Here is a 20211-nt window from a genome sequence, read left to right as displayed (position 1 = left end):
GTCCGTCAGCCCTTGTAGGCCTTGGCCGCCGCGGCTTCCAGCTGCGCCGCGGTCCCCTTCGGGTCGGACGGGTCGCGCAGGAAGTCCTGGAGCAGCTTCCACTCCCCCGCGCCCTTCGTCCCGCCGAAGGCCGCCGGTGCCTGGTCCGACATGTCGAAGCGGACCGAATTACCGGCCCCGACAAGAGACTTGGCGGTCGCGCGCGAGACGTCGTCGCCGTACGAGGCGAGGTCGAGCTTCTTGTTGGGGGACAGGAAGCCGCCCGCCTTCGCCCATACGGCCGCGGCCTCCGGAGTCGCCAGGTATTCCAGGAGCTTCATACCGGCCGTGGCGTTCTTGCCGTCCTTCAGGACGACGGCCGCGTCGCCGCCGCTGACCACCGGCGCCTTGCCGCCGTCGACCGCGGGGAAGGGGAAGAAGTTCGCGTCGGTGCCGATGGTCCTGCCGAACTGGTCATGCGCCACCCCGGCGACGAAGTCGCCCTCGTAGACCATGCCGGCCTCGGGCTTGGGTCCGAACACCTTCTCCACCGAGCCCGGGAAGTCGGTGTTGAGGGCCTCCTTCTGGCCGCCGGCTATCAGCTGCTTGTCCTTGAAGAGCTTCCCGAGCGTGGTCAGCGCCTTGACCACCGACGCGTCGGTCCACTTCAACTTGTGGGCGGCCAGGGCGTCGTACTTCTCGGGGCCCGCCTGCGAGAGGTAGATGTTCTCGAACCAGTCGGTGAGGGTCCAGCCGTCCTCGCCCGCGATCGAGAACGCGGCGAGCCCGGAGTCGGAGACCGTGTGCCCGGCCTTCAGCATCGCGTCGTACGTCTTCGGCGGCTTGACGCCGGCCTGGTCGAGGGCGTCGGGGCTGTACCAGACGGTCGACTTGTGGGCGGCCTTGAAGTAGAGGCCGTAGAGGTGGCCGTCGACGCTGCCGTACTTCTTCCAGACGGGCGCGTACCCGGCGTCCACGGACTTCTCGGTGGTGGCCGACAGCGGCTTGAGCCAGCCCTTCTTCGCGAACTGCTGCAACACGCCGACCTGCGGGACCATCACCACGTCCGGCGCGTTGCCGCCCTCGATCTTGCTGCCGACGACGGTGGAGACGTTGTCACCGGTGGACACGAACTGCGTCTTGGCGCCGGTCTTCTCGCTGAACGCGTCCAGCACCTTCTGGAAGTTCTTCTGCTCGGTGCCGGACCAGACTCCGGCCACGGTGACGGTCTGGCCGCTGAGCCCCTTGTCGCCACCACCGGCGGAGACCGGCCCGCCACCGCCACAGGCGGTCGCGCCGAGGGCGAGGGCAAGGGCGGTGCAGCTGGAGAGCATGGTCGTACGTCGTCGCATCTTCGTTGATGTCCCTTCGAGGGGTGGGAAATTGACGGGCAATCTGGCGTGATTGACGTGCCAGTCAGGGGTGACTGACGCGGTAGCCGGGCGTGATTGACGTGGTGATCAGGGGTGGCTGACGTGATCAGCGGTCGCTGATCCACCAGGCGGCCGTGGAGCCGGGCAGCACCCCGATCGGACACGGGCCGCTGGACAGCAGGGGGGTGCCGGAGACCGGCGCGGGCACCGTCGCCGTACCGAAGTTGACGGCGCACACGAGGCCGTCGCCGCGGACGAAGGCGAGGACGCCGGGCGGGGTGTCCAGCCAGTCGAGCGAGCCCTCGCCCAACTGGGGCAGTGCGGCCCGGAGTTGGAGGCCGTCGCGGTACAGGTGCCAGAAGGAGCGGGTGTCGGCGAGGGCCCGGTCGGTGGCGTACTCGGCGAAGTACGACGGCTGTGGCAGCCACGGCCGTGCGCTCTCTGCGCCGGAGGTGAAGCCGAACGGCGACGCCTGTCCGGACCACGGCAGCGGCACCCGGCAGCCGTCGCGGATGCGGGCACGGCTTCCGGTGCGGTGGAAGATCGGGTCGGTGAGCACGTCGTCGGGCAGGTCGACGACCTCGGGCAGACCGAGTTCCTCGCCCTGGTAGATGTACGCGGCTCCGGGCAGCGCCAGCATCAGGAGCGCGGCGGCACGGGCGCGGGCGGCGCCGATCCCGCTGCCCTCGGTGGCGGGTTCGCCGTAGCGGGTGACGGTGCGGACCTGGTCGTGGTTGTTGAGCACCCAGGTGACCGTCGATCCCGTACCGGCGATGTCCTGCATGGCCTCGGAGATGACCTTGCGGAAGGCGTCGGCGTTCCAGGGGGCGCCGAGCAGATCGAAGAAGAAGGCCTGGTGGAGCTCGTCCGGGCGGACGTACTCGGCGTGCTCGCGGGCCGTCGGCACGGACACCTCGCCGACCAGCAGCCGTTCACGGCCGTCCCGTGCCGTGTACTCCTCGCACACCGCCCGCCAGTGCCGCCACACGTCGTGCACCTCGGGCTGGTTCCAGGCGAGCGGGTTGACGGAGTCGCGGGTGCGGGCGTCGGCCTCCGGGTCCGGGGAGTCGGGCAGGTCGGGGTGCTTGAAGAGACCGGCGGCGACGTCGATGCGGAAGCCGTCGACGCCCCGGTCGAGCCAGAAGCGGAGCACCCGGTCGAACTCGGCGGGGACCTCCGGGATGCGCCAGTTCCAGTCGGGCTGCTCGGGCGCGAACATGTGCAGGTACCACTGGCCGGGGCGGCCGTCGGACTCGGTGACCCGGGTCCAGGCGGGGCCGCCGAACATGGAGTGCCAGTTGTTGGGCGGCTCGGAACCGTCCGCGCCACGGCCGTCGGCGAAGTGGAAGCGGGCACGGGCCGCGCTGCCGGGCGCCGAGGCGAGCGCTTCCTGGAACCACGGGTGCTCGCTGGAGCAGTGGTTGGGCACGACGTCGAGCAGCACCTTCACGCCGAGCCGCCGGGCGGCCGCCATCAGCAGGTCGAACTCGGCGAGGTCGCCGAACAGCGGGTCGACGTCGCAGTAGTCGGCCACGTCATAGCCGTGGTCGTGTTGCGGCGAGGGATAGAAGGGGCTCAGCCAGATCCCGTCCACGCCCAGCTTCTTCAGATACGGCAGTCCGGCCCGGACCCCGGCCAGATCGCCGATGCCGTCGCCGGTGCTGTCCAGGAAGCTGCGGACGTACACCTGGTAGATCACCGCGTCCCGCCACCAGCGGTACTTACTCAACATGCATGCATGTTAGGTAGGTGCGTCGCGAAGGTGTCAATGAAAAGAACGGAAGCTACCGACGAGTTGATGTGACAAATACGGACCAATGAGGTCACTCTGAAGCCAGATGAGACGTCCGCGTTACCTAACAGGTAAGTAGATACCTAGCCGCGGCTGGAGACGGCCGCCAGCTCCCGCGCAAGTCGTCGCACCGCCGCCGCAGGCGTCTCGTGCCCGGTCATCGCGTCCTGTACGACCGCCTGCACCACCAGGGTGACCTGGTCGTAGCGCGGGCTCTTGGGGCGCGGCTGGGCGTTGACGATGCTCGTGTACAGCGTCGGCAGGTACGGGAACCGCCGTATCAGATCCGGGTCTTCGTAGAGCGCGGCGCGTACGGGCGGCAGCGCGCCGCGCGTGAGGACCTGGCGCTGGACCGGCTTGCTGGTGAGGTACGCGATCAGGCGCGCGGCCGAGTCGGGGTGCCATGCGTGCGTGTTGACGGCCAGGTTGGAGCCGCCGAGCACACTCGTGCCGGGCCCGTGCGGCCCGGGCAGCGGTACGGCGCCGATCTTGCCGGCGACCGGGGAGCCCTTGGCCGAGGCGCCGACGTAGGCGTAGGGCCAGTTGCGGAGGAAGAGCAGCTTGCCGTCCTGGAAGGCCTGCTTCGACTCCTCCTCCTTGTACGTCAGGGCCTTCTTCGGGATCCAGCCCTCGCGCACGCCCCGGGCGAGGAACCCGATGCCCTCGCGGGCGGCGGCCGAGTCCACGGTGACGCGGGCGCCCTCGTCACCGAGGATGCTGCCGCCCGCCGAGTAGACGGCCTCGGCGGCGTTGACGGTCAGGCCCTCGTACGGCAGGAACTGCCCCGCGTAGCCGTCGAGTCCGTACTTCGGCGCGATGGTCTTCGCGTCCCGCTCCAGTTCGGCCCAGGTGCGCGGTGGCGGGACGCCCTCCTTGGCGAGGACGTCCTTGCGGTAGAGGAGCAGGCCGGCGTTGGTGACGTACGGGACGGCGTACAGATGCCCGTCGTAGGTCGCCGTGTCGACGACCGGCTTCAGGAAGGTCTTCAGCGGGAAACGGTCGCGGGGCAGTTGCCGGATCCAGCCGGCGGCCGCGAACTCCGAGGTCCAGTTGACGTCGATGTTGAGGACGTCGAACCGGCTGCGGTCGCCGCCGCGCAGGTCGGTGACCATCTGGGCGTGGGTCTCGTCGGTGGAGTCCGGCAGCTCGACGAGGGTGACCTTCTCGCCGGGGTGGGTACGGTTCCAACCCTCCAGGAGGGGGCCGAGATAGCCGGTGAGGTCTCCGGCGGTGGCGAGCGTCAGAGGCCCGCGGCCGCCCGCGGTCCCCTCGTCGGCGCGGGCGCCGGAGGCCACGTACCCGGTCATGACCACGACGAGAACGAGAAGGCCCCTACCGGCGGCGTGTATCCACCGCATAGGTTCCTCCCTGTACACCGGCACCACGGGCATCCTCGCCCGGGACAGAGGCCATGTATACCTGTTAGGTATGCGCGATACTAGGGCCTGGAGCACATTCCGAGGACGAGGACTGGAGGACAGCACACGTGCGCCTGCCCCTCCTGGCACTCCTCGCGCGCGGCCCGGCCCACGGCTACGAACTCAAGCAGGACCTTGAGCAACTGCTGGGCTCCGCGTACCCTCAGCCGAACGTCGGCCAGATCTACGTAACCCTCGGCCGCCTCGAGAAGCAAGGGCTGATCGAGGGCAAGGACGTCGAGCAGTCGAGCCGGCCGAACAAAAAGGTGTACCACCTCACCGCCACCGGGCGGGAGGCGCTGCGCGCCTGGTTCGAGGAGCCCGAGGACGAGCCGCGGGTGCGGGACGAGTTCTTCATGAAGCTGGCGCTCGCTCCGCAGACCGGTCTCGCCGAGCAGATCGCCCTGATCAACAGGCAGCGGCGGCAGTACCTCAACACCATGCGCGACCTGTCGAAGCTGGCCGCCGCCGAAGACCGCGACAACCGCATCGCCCACCTGCTGATCGAAGGCGCGATGCTGCACCTGCAGGCCGACCTCGACTGGCTGGAACGGTGCCAGGAAGAGCTGGAGGAGCTGGAGTGAGCGACAGTCCCGCTCCCGTGCTGCGCGCCGAGGGCCTGGTCAAGACGCACTATGGCGAGGGCGCCCCGGCGCATGCCGTGCGCGGGGTCGATCTGCGGGTGCGGCAGGGCGAGTTCGTGGCCGTCACCGGGCCGTCCGGCGCCGGCAAGTCGACGCTGCTGCACCTGCTGGGCGGCTTGCAGCGGCCGGACGGCGGAAGCATCCGGCTGGACGGTGAGCGCACCGACGCCTGGAGCGAGGCGCGCTGGGCGGTGGAGCGCAGGAAACGGATCGGGATCGTCTTCCAGTTCTTCAACCTGGTGTCGAATCTGTCCGTCGCCGACAACGTGGAGCTGCCCGCGTTGCTCGCGGGGGTGGCGCCCAAGCAGGCGCGCGCCGGCCGGGAGGAGCTGTTGTCCGAACTGGGGCTCGCGGGCAAGGAGCGGAGCATGCCGGGCGAGCTGTCCGGCGGTGAGCAGCAGCGGGTCGCGCTGGCCCGCGCCCTGGTCAACCATCCGCCGCTGCTGCTGGCCGACGAGCCCGCGGGCAGCCTGGACAGCAAGGGCACCCGCGAGGTGACGCGGCTGCTGTCCCGCTTCCACCAGCGCGGCCAGACGATCGTGCTGGTCACCCATGACGCCCGGCTGGCGAGCGCCGCGGACCGGGTGATCTGCTTCTTCGACGGACGCATCGCGGACGACGCGGAGCTGGACGGCAAGCCGGCCCGCGGGACCGGGATATCCGGCGTGCTGGAGCTCAAGGACTGACATGCGGGTGGCTGAGATACGGGTGACTGACCTGCGGGTGACTGGCCCGCGGGTGTACGACGACCCCCGGAAGGGCTGAGCCGCGTGCGAGCGACGTTGCGCTGGGCGCACTCAGATCTGCGCACGCACCGCGGTGAGGCGCTGTTCCTGGTGCTCGCCACCGCCGGGATCGTCGTGTCGCTGCTGCTGGCCGCGGCTCTGTTCGGCTACGCCACCAACCCCTGGCAACGGATCTTCACGCAGGAGCGCGGCGCCCACGTCTGGATCCATACGGGCAAGTCCGCCCAGGTGGCGAAGCTGGCGGACGTGAGCGGCGTCGAGTCCGTCGCCGGCCCCTACCCCGTCGCCTCCACCACGCTCGCCTCACGCGGCACCCGCGCCTCCGTCGAACTGCGCGCGACGCCCGAGCGACCGAGCGTCAGCCGCCCCCTCCTCACCTCCGGCCACTGGCTGGACCCCGCCACCCCCGACGGCGTGGTCCTGGAGAGCCGCCTCGCCCGCGCCCTGCTGGCCGAACCGGGCGACACGCTCACCCTGCCGGGCAAGGCGCGGACGGTGACCGTGCTGGGGGTGGCGGACAGCGCGGAGCCCCGCTACCGCCCGGGCGAACAGCCGGGCCTGGTCTGGGCCCTCCCCTCGGCCGTGCCCCACCCCACCGGCAAGGTCATCGGCCTGCGCCTCACCGACCCCGACGACACGGACTACGCCGTCCAGCGCGCCGTCACCGTCCTCGGCGCCGGCGCCATCGGCGAGGTGTCCACCTGGCAGCAGGCCAGGGCGGAGGCGCAGGGCGACAACCGGCTGCTGGGCCAGGTACTGGGCCTGTTCGGCCTGGGCGCACTGGTCGCCGCCGGCCTCGCCGTCCACGGCGCGATCGCCACCCGCATCCGCGGCCACCTGCGGGACATCTCGGTCCTGAAGGCGATCGGCTTCACACCGGCCCAGGTCGTCCGCGTCTTCCTGTTCCAGCACATCGCCTACGCCGTCCTGGGCGCCGTCACCGCGGCAACCCTCACCCAGGCCCTGGGCAGCCGCTTCCCCGGCCGCCTCGGAGAAGCCCTCGGCGTGTGGCAGGGGCTGCCCGCCCACACGGTGGCCCTGTTCGCCATCCCGGTGGCCGCGATCCTGTTCATCGGCGCAACAACGGGCCTCGCGGCCTGGCGAGCGGGCCGAATACCACCAGTACCGGTGGCACGACCCGCGTCGGCGCGAGCCGGGGGGCTGGGCGCGGCACGACGGGCATGGCGACTACGGCCCACGGCAGTGTCGGACCACGGGGCGCCAGCGTCGGCGGGACTGACACCCAGCCCTCGGGCCGCCGCCACCGGAGGCCGAGGGCTGGTCGGGGCAGCACGGCGGGCGCTGGGACTGCGACCCTCTGCATCGTCCGGTCACCAGCCGCCGGACCCGGGACGACCGGCAACCGAACCTCAGACCCGCGGGTTTGCCGGACGCGGAGGGCTGCTCGGAGCAGCACGACGGGCACTGCGACTCCAGTCCACCACCCCGTCACACCACCAGCCGCCGGACCCGGCACGACCGGCGCAACCAGCCCCCGACCATCGCCCCACGGCCTCCCCCGGCGGGCACCCCGCCGCCGCGCCCCACACCCCGCGTCTGCGCCCCGCCGCTCCCTCCGGCGGGCAGCTGTCCGGTATGGCGCGACGGGCCCTGGGCCTGGGGGTGCCGCCCGCGTTGGTTCTGGGCTGGCATACGGCCTCCGTGCGTCGGCTGCGGTCGATGGCCACCGTGGCCCGGCTGGCGTTGCCCCTGCTGCTGATCGTCGTGGCGATGAGCGCCTGGACCACCATCGACCGTTTCCACAGCAGGCCCGATCAGATCGGGCTCCCGGCCGCGCTCACCGTCCACGCCGACTCCGGCCTGAGCGACCGGGCCGCCCGCGCCCTGCTGGAACGCGACCCGCAGGTCGCCGCCGCCTACCCCGGCCTCGAGGTGGCCGCCCTGGTCCCGGGCCAGACGGCGACGATCGCCCTGCGCGGTCTCGGCACCGGTAAGAACCCCTACCCGTACGCCCTGGCCGAGGGCCGCCCCGCGCGCGGCAGCGACGAGGCGGTGGCCGGGCAGGGCCTGCTCGACCTGCTGGACGTCCACGTCGGCGACTGGGTACGGATGACGGTCGGCGATCAGCCGCAGATCCTGCACATTGTGGGGCGCAGCATCGAGCCGGAGAACGCCGGCCGAGTCATCTCCACCTCCCTCGACACCCTCCGCGAGAACGACCCGCATCTCACCCCGACCCTCTACCAGCTCCGCCTGAGCCCCGGCGCCGACCCGCACGAGGTCGCCCGCCGGCTGGCCGCCGCCGGCCACGGACACCTGGACGTGCACGCCGTGACCAACCCGGCCGACGGGCTCTCGCCCTTGCGCGGAGTCGTCGTCGGCCTGATCGTCGTCCTCGCCCTCATCGGGCTCATCGAACTGCTCACCGCGATCGGCGGCACCGTCCGCGAGGGCGAACGCGACCTGCTCGCCCTCAAGGCCATCGGCCTGTCCCCGCGCCAGATCACCGCGATCACCGTGACCGCCACCGGCTGCACCGCCCTGGCCGCCGTCCTCGCCGGTACGGCCCTGGGCACACCCCTCGCACACTGGCTGATCGACGCCCAGGGCAGATCGAGCGGCATCGGATCGGGGATCGCCCAGGCGCCGTCGCCACTGCTGCTGGTGCTGTTCTGCGCTGCGGCGGTGCTGGGCGCGGCCGGACTCGCCGCGCTGCCGGCGGCGCGTGCGGCACGCCGACGACTCGCGGACACGCTCAGCGCGGTGGCCTGACCGGCCCGACCGGGGAGGCCGTACGCGTCAACTGCCGTAGGGATTCTGCGGGTTGTACGGCGGACGCGGGCCGTACGGGTTCCCCGGACCCGGCGCGAACGGGCCACCGTAAGGATTCCCCTGCGGCTGACCGTACGGATTCCCGTAAGGACTCCCGTACGGGTTGCCCTGCGGCGGGAGGAACCCGTTCTGCGCATTCGGCGCGTACTGCGGTGGCTGCGGCGGTCGCAGAGGCTGCGGAACGATCCGCGGCAGCGTGGCCGGGTGTGCCGTCAGCCGGACGCCGTACCGCCGCCTGAGCCGTCGCAGTTCGAGCAGGGAGATCCCGGTGACCGTCACGGGGGCGCCCAGGATGAACACGATCCCCATCGTGAGACTCAGCCCGTGCAGATCGCCCGTGACGAGGTCGGGGATCGCCATCAGCCAGGTCGTCACCGTGGCGAGCAGCGGCGGCAGACCGCGATGCACCGCGGCACTACCGAAGAAGTTCCCGGAGAGCTTGACCGCACCCGCGATCGCGAAGAACGCCATCCACATCCCGGCGAGAGTCAGCACGAGTTTCGGGAGAACCCCGAACGCGTCGCCCAGCCGGAAGAGCAGCACGGTCGTGAAGACCGAGCCGATGAAGAGCAGCAGCAGCTTGAGCGAGTTGACGAGCGGCACCCGCAACTGCCGCACCGTGCCGCCGCGCCGCCAGACGTAGAGCATCACACCGACCGTCAGCGGGGTGAGGAAGAACAGGACGGCGGATGCGGTGGCCGCGTTGTCCAGCATCTCGTCGAAGGCGAACCCGCCCTCGACGAAGGTGTAGACGCCGAGCGCCGCGACCGCCCCGGCGATGACCCGCACGCGCTTGAGCTGCTCCACCGACGGGTCGACCGCCTCCGGAATCCACGCCGGATGGAACACCGCCCGCGCCACCTGATGAGGCTTCAGAAAGGTTCGGGCCGTGAGCGTGCCGCCGGTCCAACTCCCTTGTGGATTACTCACCTTGCGCTCCCCCGAGCGGTCGTGTTCATGATCACCCGGGAGTCTACGGGAAGCGGACGGTCATGTGCCGCCTGCTTTCCGCACCTGTCGCAGCGGTGTTACGCCCGGCCGCGCAGCTCCCGGTACTTGGCGACCAATGCCTTGCTGGACTCGTCCAGACCCGGCACCTGCGCTCCCTCGGTCAGCGCGGGCTCGACCCGCTTGGCCAGCACCTTGCCGAGCTCGACGCCCCACTGGTCGAAGGAGTCGATGTTCCAGACGGCTCCCTGCACGAACACCTTGTGCTCGTACAGCGCGATCAACTGACCGAGCACGGACGGCGTCAGCTCGCGCGCGAGGATCGTCGTCGTCGGGTGACCGCCCTTGAACGTCTTGTGCGCCACCAGCTCCTCCGGCACACCCTCCGCCCGCACCTCGTCCGGTGTCTTGCCGAAAGCGAGGGCCTGCGTCTGGGCGAAGAAGTTGGCCATCAGCAGGTCGTGCTGCGCCTTGAGCCCGTCGCTGAGCTCGGCGACCGGCTCGGCGAAGCCGATGAAGTCCGCCGGGATCAGCTTCGTGCCCTGGTGGATGAGCTGGTAGTACGCGTGCTGCCCGTTGGTGCCCGGGGTGCCCCACACCACCGGCCCGGTCTGCCAGTCCACCTCCCGCCCGTCCCTGCCGACGTACTTGCCGTTGGACTCCATGTCCAACTGCTGCAAGTAGGCGGTGAACTTGGACAGATAGTGGCTGTAGGGCAGGACCGCGTGCGACTGGGCGTCGTGGAAGTTGCCGTACCAGATGCCCAACAGGCCGAGCAGCAAAGGCACGTTGGACTCGGCGGGTGCGCTCCGGAAGTGCTCGTCGACCAGCCGGAACCCGTCGAGCATCTCCCGGAAGCGGTCAGGGCCGATGGCGACCATCAGCGACAGCCCGATCGCCGAGTCGTACGAGTACCGTCCGCCGACCCAGTCCCAGAACTCGAACATGTTGGCCGTGTCGATGCCGAACTCGCCGACCTTCTCGGCGTTCGTCGACAGCGCCACGAAGTGCTGGGCGACGGCTTCCTGACCCGCCTTCAGCTCACCGAGCAGCCACTCGCGCGCCGAGGTCGCGTTCGTGATCGTCTCGATGGTGGTGAAGGTCTTGGACGCGATGACGAACAGCGTCTCCGCAGCGTCCAGGTCGCGGGTTGCCTCGTGCAGGTCGGCCCCGTCGACGTTCGACACGAAACGGACCGTCAGGCCGCGGTCGGTGTAGCTGCGCAGCACCTCGTACGCCATCGCCGGACCCAGGTCGGAGCCGCCGATTCCGATGTTGACGACGTTCTTGATGCGCTTACCGGTATGGCCGGTCCAGGCGCCGGAGCGAACCCGCTCGGCGAAGGCGCTCATCTTGTCCAGCACGGCGTGGACGTGCGGGACGACGTTCTCGCCGTCGACCTCGATCACCGCGTCCCGAGGCGCCCGCAGCGCGGTGTGCAGGACCGCCCGGTCCTCGGTGACGTTGATCTTCTCGCCGCGGAACATGGCGTCCCGCAGGCCGAACACGTCGGTTGCGGCGGCCAGTTCGCGCAGCAGCCGCAGGGTCTCGTCGTTGACGAGGTGCTTGGAGTAGTCGATGTACAGGTCGCCGACCTGGAGCGTGTACCCGGCGCCGCGGCCCGGGTCGGCGGCGAACAGCTCCCGCAGCCGCACCTCGCCGAGCTCCTCACGGTGCTTGGCCAGCGCGGTCCACTCGGGCGTCTGGTTGAGCCTGGTACGGCCGTCTGCGTTCATTTCGGACTTCAGCCTTCTTTCCTGCCTGCCCCGCTGCCGGTCCCAACCTAATTGATCAGCGCGTGACGTGAGCTGTCGTGGCGTCGTCGTGCGGCGCACCAACAGGTACGTCCGACGTGCGGGCAGGTATCAGTGCGAGGACCGACAGAACGAAGAAGGCGGCGGCGAGCAGGGCGGGCGTGTTCAGCCCCCAGGCGGTGGCGACGGCCCCGCCGAGCAGGGCGCCCAGCGGCGCCCCGGCGACGGCCAGCGTGCGGAAGGCGGAGCTGACCCGGCCCAGCAGGTCGGCGGGGGTGCGCTGCTGCATCAGGGTCGTGGTGTTGACGTTCCACACCATGCCCATGAAGCCGAAGACGGCGAGGGCCGCCGCCAGCGCGGTCAGGCTGCGCACGCCGCCCATGACGACGAGGGCGCCGATCTGCACGAGGCCGGCGAACAGCACGGCCCGCATGGGCCCGAGCCTGGCGGTGATCCGCCGGTTCGCCGCTCCCCCGGCCAGGCCGCCGACGGTGTACGCGGTGGTCGCCACCGCGTATCCGGCGGTGCCGGCGTCCAGCCAGCCGGTCACCAGGATCACCAGCGTGGCGATGAGGGCGCCCATGCCGATGTTGCACAGGGCCGTGGCGGCGCACAGTCCGCGCAGGGCCCGGTCGCGCCACAGGGTGTGCAGCCCGTCCGCGATCTCCCGGCGCAGGGTGCTGCCCGCCGGTTTGGGCCTGCGGTCGGGTGCCGTGGTCCGCAGCGAGGCGACCAGTGCGGCGGCCAGCAGGAAGGTCCCCGCGTCGGCCACGAAGGGAACGGCGGCCCCCGCGGCGATCAGCAGCGGCACCACGGGCGACCCGATCAGACCGCCCGCGATCTTCTGCCCGGTCATCAGACGTGCGTTGGCACTGCCGAGCGCCTCATGGTCGACCAGGGCGGGCAACAGAGCCGTGGAAGCATTGTCGAAGAGTGTCTGGAGGGTGGTCAGGACGAAGGCGAGCGCGAGGAGCAGCGCGATCGAGGCGTGACCGAGCGCGACGGCCACGGCGAAGGCGGCGACGAGCAGTCCTCGTACCGCATCCACCGTCCACATGGCGCGCCGCTGGTCCACCCGGTCCGCGACCGCGCCGCCGAGCAGCCCGAAGACGATCCAGGGCAGATAGCCGCAGGCAGTCACCGAGGCGATGAGCAGGGGCCGGTCCGTCAGCGAGGCGGCGAGCAGCGGCAGCGCCGCACCCCGCAGCGCGTCCCCGAACCGGGACACCACCGCGGCCGTCCACAGCCGCCCGAAGCCCCCGCGCCACGCGGGCACAAGCGTGCCCGTCCCCTCGACCGTCGCCACAGCTCCCCCTCACGATTCGTCGATACACAAACCGTAGAGGGCACCACTGACAATCGGTCCGGGGGCAGTCGGCCGCCCGGGCACGAAACAGCTCCGGCCAGGCACCTCTCGGTGCCCGGCCGGCTCTCAACTCCTAGATCTCGCCCCGCAGTTTGGCGAGCGCCTCGGCGAGGATCGCCTCGCCGTCCGCGTCACTGCGCCGCTCCCTGACGTACGCGAGGTGCGTCTTGTAGGGCTCGGTGCGCGGCGGGTCCGGCGGGTTTTCCCGGTCCTGTCCGGCGGGGAAGCCGCAGCGCGGGCAGTCCCAGGTCTCGGGAACCTGCGCGTCGCTCGCGAAGCTGGGCTGCGTCTCGTGCCCGTTGGAGCACCAGAAGGAGATGCGCAGACGCGGCGCGGACTCGCCGCGCTCGGCCTCGCCCATCGGCCCCGCCCCGACCCGGCTTCCTCGGATCGCGTTGCCACTTGCCACGGTCGTAACTCCCTGCGTGATGGTGCCGCGAAGCGAGTCGGCGTTTTCGCCTCGTTGCGAGCGCCTCAGTCTACGTAAGGCCCAACGCGCGTCCAGTGATTGGAGTTACAGCCCCCACACCTAGACGCAAGCCCCATGATAGGCCGCGCTCAGCTGCGCGTACCGAACATGGGGCCTTACGTGCGGAATGTACGTGCTGTGTGCGTCGCTGCTCAGCTGTTCGTCTTCATGATGATGCCGAGTACGACAATGCACGCGAACCACAGCAGACCGACCACGACGGTGATCCGGTCCAGGTTGCGCTCGGCGACCGAAGAGCCACCGACGGACGACTGCATGCCGCCACCGAACATGTCGGAGAGGCCGCCGCCCTTGCCCTTGTGCATCAGCACCAGCAGCATCATCAGCAGGCTGAAGACGATCAGGGCGATCGAGAACCCCAAAACCACGGCTGGACCAACTTCCTCGGATTCGGATGGACGACGGGGGCACAGCCACAGAGCTGCGCCCCCGCAAGAGTACGACGTATCGCCGCTAGGGCCTACTCACTGGTCTCGGAAGCGCACGATCTTGACGAACTCGTCGGCATCCAGCGAGGCACCGCCGACCAGGGCACCGTCGATGTCGGCCTGGGCCATGATCTCGGCGACGTTGCCGGACTTCACGGAGCCGCCGTACTGGATGCGCACCTGGTCGGCCAGTTCCTGCGTGTACAGCTCGGCGATCTTGCCGCGGATGGCGGCGCAGACCTCCTGCGCGTCCTCGGCGCCGCAGACCTTGCCGGTGCCGATGGCCCACACCGGTTCGTAGGCGATCACGATGGTCTCGGCCTGCTCGGCCGGGAGGTCCTTGAGACCGCCCTCGACCTGGGCGAGGGTGTGCGAGACGTGGCTGCCCGCCTCGCGGACCTCCAGCTCCTCGCCGACGCACAGGATCGGGGTCAGGCCGTGCTTGTAGGCGGCCTTGACCTTGGCGTTGACCAGCTCGTCGGTCTCGTTGTGGTACTGCCGGCGCTCGGAGTGGCCGATCGCCACGAACGTGCACTTCAGCTTGGCCAGCATCGGTCCGGAGATCTCGCCGGTGTAGGCGCCCGAGTCGTACGCCGAGATGTCCTGGGCGCCGTACTTGATCTTGAGCTTGTCGCCGTCGACCAGGGTCTGCACGGAGCGCAGGTCGGTGAAGGGCGGCAGGACGGCGACCTCGACGGCCTCGTAGTCCTTGTCCGCGAGGGCGAAGGCGAGCTTCTGGACGTGGGCGATGGCCTCGAGGTGGTTGAGGTTCATCTTCCAGTTGCCCGCCATCAGCGGCGTGCGCGTGCTCATAAGGGGTCAGTCCTCCAGTGCGGCGAGGCCGGGGAGCGTCTTGCCCTCGAGGTATTCGAGGGAGGCGCCGCCGCCGGTCGAGATGTGGCCGAATGCGTTCTCGTCGAAGCCCAGGAGGCGCACGGCCGCGGCGGAGTCGCCGCCGCCGACGACCGTGAAGGCCGGGGAGTCGAGGAGGGCCTGGGCGACCGCCTTGGTGCCCTCGGCGAAATCGGGGTGCTCGAAGACGCCCATCGGACCGTTCCAGAAGACGGTGGCGGCGTCGGTGATCTTCGAGGCGTACAGCTTGCGGGACTCCGGACCGATGTCCAGGCCCATGCCGTCGGCGGGGACGGCGTCCGCGGCGACGGCGGTGGGGTTCGCGGGCGCCTTGGTCTTCAGGTCCGGGAACTCGGGGCCGACCAGCACGTCGACGGGCAGCACGAGCTCGACACCGGTCTTCTCCGCGCGCTCGACGTACTCCAGGACCGCCGGGATCTGGTCCTCCTGGAGGAGGGACTTGCCGATCTCGTAGCCCTTGGCCTTGAGGAAGGTGTACGCCATTCCGCCGCCGATGAGGATGCGGTCGGCCTTGCCGAGCAGCTGGTCGATGACGGCGAGCTTGTCGGAGACCTTGGCGCCGCCGAGGGCGACGACGTACGGGCGCTTGACGTCCTCGGTGAGCTTCTTCAGGACGGCGACCTCGGTGGCGATGAGGTAGCCGGCGGCGTGCGGCAGGCGGGCCGGAAGGTCGACGACCGAGGCGTGCTTGCGGTGCACCGCGCCGAAGCCGTCGCCGACGTAGACGTCCGCGAGGGTGGCGAGCTGGTCCGCGAAGGCGCCGCGCTCGGCGTCGTCCTTGCTCGTCTCGCCGGCATTGAAGCGCAGGTTCTCGATGACGGCGACCCGGCCGTCGGCGAGGCCGGCGACGGTGGACCGGGCGGACTCGCCGACGGTGTCGCTCGCGAACGCCACGTCCGCACCCAGGAGTTCACCCAGACGGGCGGCTGCGGGGGCGAGGGAGAAGGCCGGGTCCGGCGCGCCCTTGGGCCGGCCGAGGTGCGAGGCGACGACGACGCGCGCGCCGGCCTGAGCGAGGGCCTTCACGGTGGGCAGCACGGCGCGGATGCGGCCGTCGTCGGTGATGGCGGTGCCGTCCAGCGGCACGTTGAGGTCGGCGCGGACGAAGACCCGCTTGCCCGCGACGCCTTCGGCGAGAAGTTCGTCGATCGTCTTCATTGAGGGGACTCCTGAGAAGGGCTCGTGATGCTCGTGATCCTAAGAGGGCTGATCTGTACGTGAGTCAGGGCCCGGGCGGCGCGTCCCTGCGCTGCCCGAGCCCTGCATTCACATCGACGTGCCTGCTCTGTCGGTCAGAGCTGGTTGCCGACGAAGACCGTCAGGTCGACGAGGCGGTTGGAGTAGCCCCACTCGTTGTCGTACCAGCCGAGGATCTTCACCGAGTTGCCCTCCTGGACCATGGTCAGGGAGGAGTCGAAGGTGCAGGAGGCCGGGTCGCTGACGATGTCCGAGGAGACGATCGGGTCCTCGGTGTACGCCAGGTAGCCCTTGAGGTCGCCGTCCTCGGAGGCCTTCTTGAACGCGGCGTTGACCTCGTCCTTGGTGACCTCGCGCTGCAGCGTCACGACCAGGTCGGTGGCCGAACCGGTCGGGACCGGGACGCGCATCGCGATGCCGTCCAGCTTGCCCTTGAGCTGCGGGAGGACCAGGGCGGTGGCCTTGGCGGCACCGGTCGTGGTCGGGATGATGTTCTCGGCGGCGGCACGGGCGCGGCGCAGGTCCGAGTGCGGGAAGTCCAGGATGCGCTGGTCGTTCGTGTACGCGTGGACCGTCGTCATCAGACCCTTGACGATGCCGAAGTTCTCGTCGAGGACCTTGGCCATCGGCGCCACACAGTTGGTGGTGCAGGAGGCGTTGGAGATGACGTGGTGGTTGGCCGCGTCGTACTTGTCCTGGTTGACGCCCATCACGATCGTGATGTCCTCGTCCTTGGCCGGAGCCGAGATGAGGACCTTCTTGGCGCCGCCGGCGATGTGCTTCTCGGCGTCGGCCTTCTTCGTGAAGATGCCGGTCGACTCGACGACGATGTCGACGCCCAGCTCGCCCCACGGGATGTCGGCGGGGTTGCGCTCGGACAGCACCTTGATCGTCTTGCCGTCGACGGTGATCGTGTCGGCGGTGTGCGACACCTCGGCCTTGAGACGGCCCAGGATGGTGTCGTACTTGAGCAGGTGAGCGGTGGTCGCGGTGTCACCCAGGTCGTTGACAGCCACGATCTCGATGTCAGCACCCTGCTCCAGCAGCGCGCGGAAGTAGTTACGACCGATGCGGCCAAAGCCGTTGATGCCTACGCGGATCGTCACGAACCGATCTCCTCGTTGGTACGCCGGTTTCGAGACCGGCGAGCTGTATGGGATGTCCCCGACCGCCTACGACCCTACCTCCCTGGAGCCTCCGTGGTGACATCGAGACGGCCCATACACGGGCAGGCGGTCCGTACCCGCCAGTAGGGGTACGGACCGCCCGGCCGGAAGTTCCGATCACTCTTTTTGACTACGGACAGCTAGTCCTCGTTGACCAGGGTGTTCACCCTTCGAGGGCCGCGAGCGCCTTCTTGACGAGGGTGTTGCGATCGGCCGCCGCGGTGACGTGTTCCAGGCCGAAGCCCAGCAGCACGGTCCGGTCGGTGGTGACCGCTCCATATGTCCTGAACAGCGCTCCGGTGCGCGCCCAGTCCTTGAGGACGGCCGGGCTGCCCGCAGGCGGTCCGGACACGCTCCAGGCACCGAGCGACGTCTCGAAGCCCTCGGTCTGTGTCGCCGTGCCGCCTACGACGAGCGAGGCTTCGTCGGCGAGGACGCCGTGGCCGCCGCTGCCCGGGTCGGTGACGTAACTGATCGAGACCTCGACGGACTTGCCGGCGTACGCGCTCAGGTCGAAGTTGACCTGTTCCCATCCGTTGGAGGCGCCGGTGAGGCTGTTCCAGGAGCCGCTGGTGCCGGTCGCGGTGCAGCCACTGGGGGCGAAGGTGAGGTAGTGCTCGAGCCACGGGTGCTCGTTCACCAGGAAGCCCGCCTCGCACTCCGTCGGTACGGTGGTGCGGGTCGCGCCGCCCGCCTCGGGCAGCGTCGTCCAGTCGTCGCCGCCGGTGGTGTGCGCCTCGACGATCACGTGGTCGTAGCCGGGCTCGGTGTCCCACAGCAACTGGCTGCGCAGGGTGGGCTTGTCGGCCGCGCTCACGCCGGAGAGGTCGACGGTGCGGGTGAGGCGCTTGTAGGAGTCGTCGGTGTGGACGGCGGCCGCCATGTACGAACCCGCGTACGGGCCGTACGGGTTGACGGTCCCCGCGAACTGGCCCGCGCCCGCGCTCGCGAACTGCGGGTACGTGTCGACGGGCAGCGAGTCGGAGGTGACGCCGTACGTGCCCGCCCTGTCCAGCGGGTTGCCGGTCGCAGCGCCGAGCGCCCCGCTGAAGCCGTCGAGCTTGCCGGAGCCGGTGAAGCCGGTGGCCCCGGGCGTCGACGTACGCGAGTAGGCGCCCAGGTAGTACTGGCTGAAGTCGTTCGACAGGGTGCCGCCGCCGAGGTCGACGTTGCCGCCGGCCTGTTCGCCCGCCTCGATCAGTTTGCCGCCCTCGTTGAGGAAGGCGCGCAGCTGGAGCTGGGTGGCGTTGCCGGGGACACTCGCGCCCGTGTAGTGGACGACCGTCTTGAAGTGGTCCAGCACGGCGAGCGCGTCGGGCGCGCCCTGGGTGGCGACGTCCCAGACGAGCGCCTTGCGGCCATTGGCCTTCAGCGCGTCCACGTAGGTCTGCGCCTGCGTGGCGGCCGCGCCCTCCTCGGCGACGACGAGCGTGTCGGCCTTGGCCCGCTGGGCCACGGTGTAGGTGAAGTGCTTGCTGGAGACCTTCTTGCCGCTCTTGGCCTTACCGGTGAACCACACCTCGACCTTGTCGCCCGGGTCGCCGTCCCGGACCTTGGCCCGGTACTCGTCGAAGTGCAGGTTGTCCTCACCGCCGTAGGTCTCGCCGCCCTTCCAGGCCCTGAGCGCCGTGTCCTGCGTACGGCCGCCGTTGACGCGGTACTTGAGCTCCTTGTCGCGCACGGCCTTGCGTACGACGACGGAGACCTCCTGGTCCGCGCCGCGGGAGTACGACGTGGCGAACTCGGCCGGCGTGAAGTCGGCGGCGGTCAGGCCCAGCGAGGAGGACGCCGTGTCGGGGTGCGGGGCGGTCTCGGCGACCGAGAGCGCGAACGGGATGTTCTTCTCGAACTCGTCCTGGATCAGCTTCTCGTCGTCCGGGAAGTTGAAGACGGACTGGCAGTCGGCCGCGTTCCACTGGTCGTTCGGGTCGAGGTTCGAGGCCGTCTGACAGGTCGACATCTCGGGGGTGAACATCGACATGCCGTTGGCGTTCGCCGCGTGGCCGTCCGCCTCACCGTTGGTGGTGTACAGCTCCGAGGAGACCTGCGGACGGTAGCCGGGGATCGCGGAGTTGTCCGGCGAGCCGGCGAGCGCCTTGTAGATCACGTCGTCGGGCGTCGTGGTGGCCACCTGCCAGCCGACGCCGTAGAGGAGGAGTTCGGCGGCGGAGTGGTAGTTGATGCCGTAGGAGAAGCCGATGCGCTTCTCGAAGGCGTCCAGCGCCCTCGTCTCGGGCTCGGAGCCGGGGCTCGCGCCGCGGTAGGTCTCGCTGGTGGCGTTGGGGGACGAACCCTCGTCGTCGTAGCCCCACTTGTAGGCGAAGTTGCGGTTGAGGTCGACGCCGTCGCCGGTGGAGATGACGCCGTCGCCGTTGACGTCCCGCAGGTTCTTGCGCCACAGGCGGGTGTCGGAGTTCTTGAAGGTGTAGTCGTAGCCGTCGGGGTTGGCCGAGAGCACGAACCACAGTTCGGTAGAGTCGACGATCTTCTTGATGCGTTTGTCGGTCTTGTAGTTGTCCAGGTAGTAGTGCATCAGCCGCCGGGTCATCTCCGGCGTGATCCACTCGCGCGCGTGCTGGTTGGACATGTAGAGGACGGAGGGCTTCGAGCCGTCCTTGGACTGCTTGGCGCCCTTGGTCATCTTGAGCGCGAGGATGTCCTGGCCGTTGACCGTCTTGCCGATGGAGACGACCTTGGTGAGGCCGGGGTTCTCCTGTCCGGTCCTGACGATCTCCTCCTTGAGACCACCGCTTCCGCCGTACGGACGGAACACGCCCTCGGCGGCGGCCTCGACGCGCTTGTCGGCCTTGGCCGACAGCGTGTGCTCGGTGAGGTCGACGCCCTTCTTCTCGAGGCCCTGGGCCTGCTGGTCGGTGAGGTAGACCTCGACCGAGGCCGTGCCCTTCGCGGGGACCTTCTCGCCGAGTTCATGGCCGTCCTGTCCGGCCGCCAGCAGCAGGGGTACCTGCTGGGCGGTGACGTCCGCGCGGAAGACCTTGACCTCATTGGGGTCGGTCCCCTGCGAACTTCCGTTCTGCGCCTGGGCTGTGGGTACGAGGCTCGCTCCGCCGATCAGGAGCGCGCCGACAGCGAGGATCGATCTCGCTCTGTGTCTCATGAACCCCCCTAGCAGTAGTCCGCCGCAGCAGCGAACTGTTGCCAGGCTCATGACAGTTCATGATCGAGTCAAGAGCACCTCAAGGACAGACAAACGCCGGTGCCGACGGCCCAAATGGGCGTCGGC

At 69.8% G+C, this 20211-nt stretch carries 14 protein-coding genes and 1 pseudogene; 3 read left to right on the top strand and 12 right to left on the bottom strand.

Annotated elements, in window-relative coordinates:
• Positions 1-5 precede the first annotated feature (5 nt).
• The 3 genes from OG303_RS37320 to OG303_RS37310 all read right to left on the bottom strand — a co-directional run bounded on the left by OG303_RS37320 (position 6) and on the right by OG303_RS37310 (position 4502).
• A complete protein-coding gene (locus OG303_RS37320) occupies positions 6-1331 on the bottom strand; it encodes an ABC transporter substrate-binding protein (protein ID WP_405874085.1) in 1326 nt (441 codons plus the stop codon).
• Between the two features lie 127 nt (positions 1332-1458).
• Positions 1459-3084 (bottom strand): glycoside hydrolase family 13 protein, encoded by a 1626-nt coding sequence (locus OG303_RS37315; RefSeq protein WP_405874084.1) that lies wholly within the window; start codon positions 3082-3084, stop codon positions 1459-1461.
• A 143-nt stretch (positions 3085-3227) separates the two neighbouring features.
• On the bottom strand, positions 3228-4502 hold the full coding sequence (locus OG303_RS37310) for an ABC transporter substrate-binding protein (RefSeq protein ID WP_405874083.1): 1275 nt from the start codon (positions 4500-4502) through the stop codon (positions 3228-3230).
• 128 nt (positions 4503-4630) lie between these two features.
• Between OG303_RS37310 and OG303_RS37305 the strand changes: the two genes are divergently transcribed.
• From OG303_RS37305 to OG303_RS37295, 3 genes and pseudogenes are all read left to right on the top strand, one after another.
• Positions 4631-5146 carry a PadR family transcriptional regulator gene (locus OG303_RS37305; RefSeq protein ID WP_405874081.1) on the top strand — a complete coding sequence of 172 codons (516 nt, stop codon included), beginning with the start codon at positions 4631-4633 and terminating at the stop codon, positions 5144-5146.
• A gap of 92 nt (positions 5147-5238) precedes the next feature.
• A pseudogene (locus OG303_RS37300) lies at positions 5239-5892 on the top strand (ABC transporter ATP-binding protein); the annotation flags it as partial.
• An 84-nt stretch (positions 5893-5976) separates the two neighbouring features.
• A complete protein-coding gene (locus tag OG303_RS37295) occupies positions 5977-8685 on the top strand; it encodes an FtsX-like permease family protein (protein WP_405874080.1) in 2709 nt (902 codons plus the stop codon).
• 27 nt (positions 8686-8712) lie between these two features.
• Here the strand turns inward: OG303_RS37295 and OG303_RS37290 are convergent, their stop codons facing one another.
• The 9 genes from OG303_RS37290 to OG303_RS37250 all read right to left on the bottom strand — a co-directional run bounded on the left by OG303_RS37290 (position 8713) and on the right by OG303_RS37250 (position 20085).
• Complete coding sequence (locus OG303_RS37290) at positions 8713-9675, bottom strand: proline-rich domain-containing protein (protein WP_405874078.1); 963 nt, start codon at positions 9673-9675, stop codon at positions 8713-8715.
• A 98-nt stretch (positions 9676-9773) separates the two neighbouring features.
• Positions 9774-11429: a glucose-6-phosphate isomerase gene (pgi, locus tag OG303_RS37285; protein ID WP_405874077.1), complete on the bottom strand. Its 1656-nt coding sequence runs from the start codon at positions 11427-11429 to the stop codon at positions 9774-9776.
• 55 nt (positions 11430-11484) lie between these two features.
• Positions 11485-12753: an MFS transporter gene (locus OG303_RS37280; protein ID WP_405874076.1), complete on the bottom strand. Its 1269-nt coding sequence runs from the start codon at positions 12751-12753 to the stop codon at positions 11485-11487.
• 133 nt (positions 12754-12886) lie between these two features.
• Positions 12887-13222: an RNA polymerase-binding protein RbpA gene (locus OG303_RS37275; protein ID WP_078856302.1), complete on the bottom strand. Its 336-nt coding sequence runs from the start codon at positions 13220-13222 to the stop codon at positions 12887-12889.
• Positions 13223-13434: 212 nt separating this feature from the next.
• Positions 13435-13671 carry a preprotein translocase subunit SecG gene (secG, locus tag OG303_RS37270; protein WP_405874075.1) on the bottom strand — a complete coding sequence of 79 codons (237 nt, stop codon included), beginning with the start codon at positions 13669-13671 and terminating at the stop codon, positions 13435-13437.
• A 96-nt stretch (positions 13672-13767) separates the two neighbouring features.
• Positions 13768-14544, bottom strand: a complete 777-nt coding sequence (gene tpiA, locus OG303_RS37265) for a triose-phosphate isomerase (protein ID WP_405874073.1) — start codon at positions 14542-14544, stop codon at positions 13768-13770.
• A 6-nt stretch (positions 14545-14550) separates the two neighbouring features.
• On the bottom strand, positions 14551-15762 hold the full coding sequence (locus OG303_RS37260) for a phosphoglycerate kinase (RefSeq protein ID WP_405874072.1): 1212 nt from the start codon (positions 15760-15762) through the stop codon (positions 14551-14553).
• 134 nt (positions 15763-15896) lie between these two features.
• A complete protein-coding gene (gene gap / locus OG303_RS37255; protein WP_405874070.1) occupies positions 15897-16907 on the bottom strand; it encodes a type I glyceraldehyde-3-phosphate dehydrogenase in 1011 nt (336 codons plus the stop codon).
• Between the two features lie 223 nt (positions 16908-17130).
• Entirely contained in the window at positions 17131-20085 is a 2955-nt protein-coding gene (locus tag OG303_RS37250; RefSeq protein WP_405874068.1) for a M14 family zinc carboxypeptidase, read from the bottom strand.
• Positions 20086-20211 lie beyond the last annotated feature (126 nt).

Source organism: Streptomyces sp. NBC_00005 (genome assembly GCF_045160215.1).
In the GTDB taxonomy this organism is placed as follows: domain Bacteria; phylum Actinomycetota; class Actinomycetes; order Streptomycetales; family Streptomycetaceae; genus Streptomyces.
This window is presented reverse-complemented; position numbering and strand designations above follow the sequence as displayed.

Coding starts and splice junctions, on each gene's coding strand:
- OG303_RS37260 (WP_405874072.1), bottom strand. CDS start 15,762: ATGAAGACGATCGACGAACTTCTCGCCGAAGGCGTCGCGGGCAAGCGG.
- OG303_RS37310 (WP_405874083.1), bottom strand. CDS start 4,502: ATGCGGTGGATACACGCCGCCGGTAGGGGCCTTCTCGTTCTCGTCGTG.
- OG303_RS37320 (WP_405874085.1), bottom strand. CDS start 1,331: ATGCGACGACGTACGACCATGCTCTCCAGCTGCACCGCCCTTGCCCTC.
- pgi (WP_405874077.1), bottom strand. CDS start 11,429: ATGAACGCAGACGGCCGTACCAGGCTCAACCAGACGCCCGAGTGGACC.
- OG303_RS37250 (WP_405874068.1), bottom strand. CDS start 20,085: ATGAGACACAGAGCGAGATCGATCCTCGCTGTCGGCGCGCTCCTGATC.
- tpiA (WP_405874073.1), bottom strand. CDS start 14,544: ATGAGCACGCGCACGCCGCTGATGGCGGGCAACTGGAAGATGAACCTC.
- OG303_RS37315 (WP_405874084.1), bottom strand. CDS start 3,084: ATGTTGAGTAAGTACCGCTGGTGGCGGGACGCGGTGATCTACCAGGTG.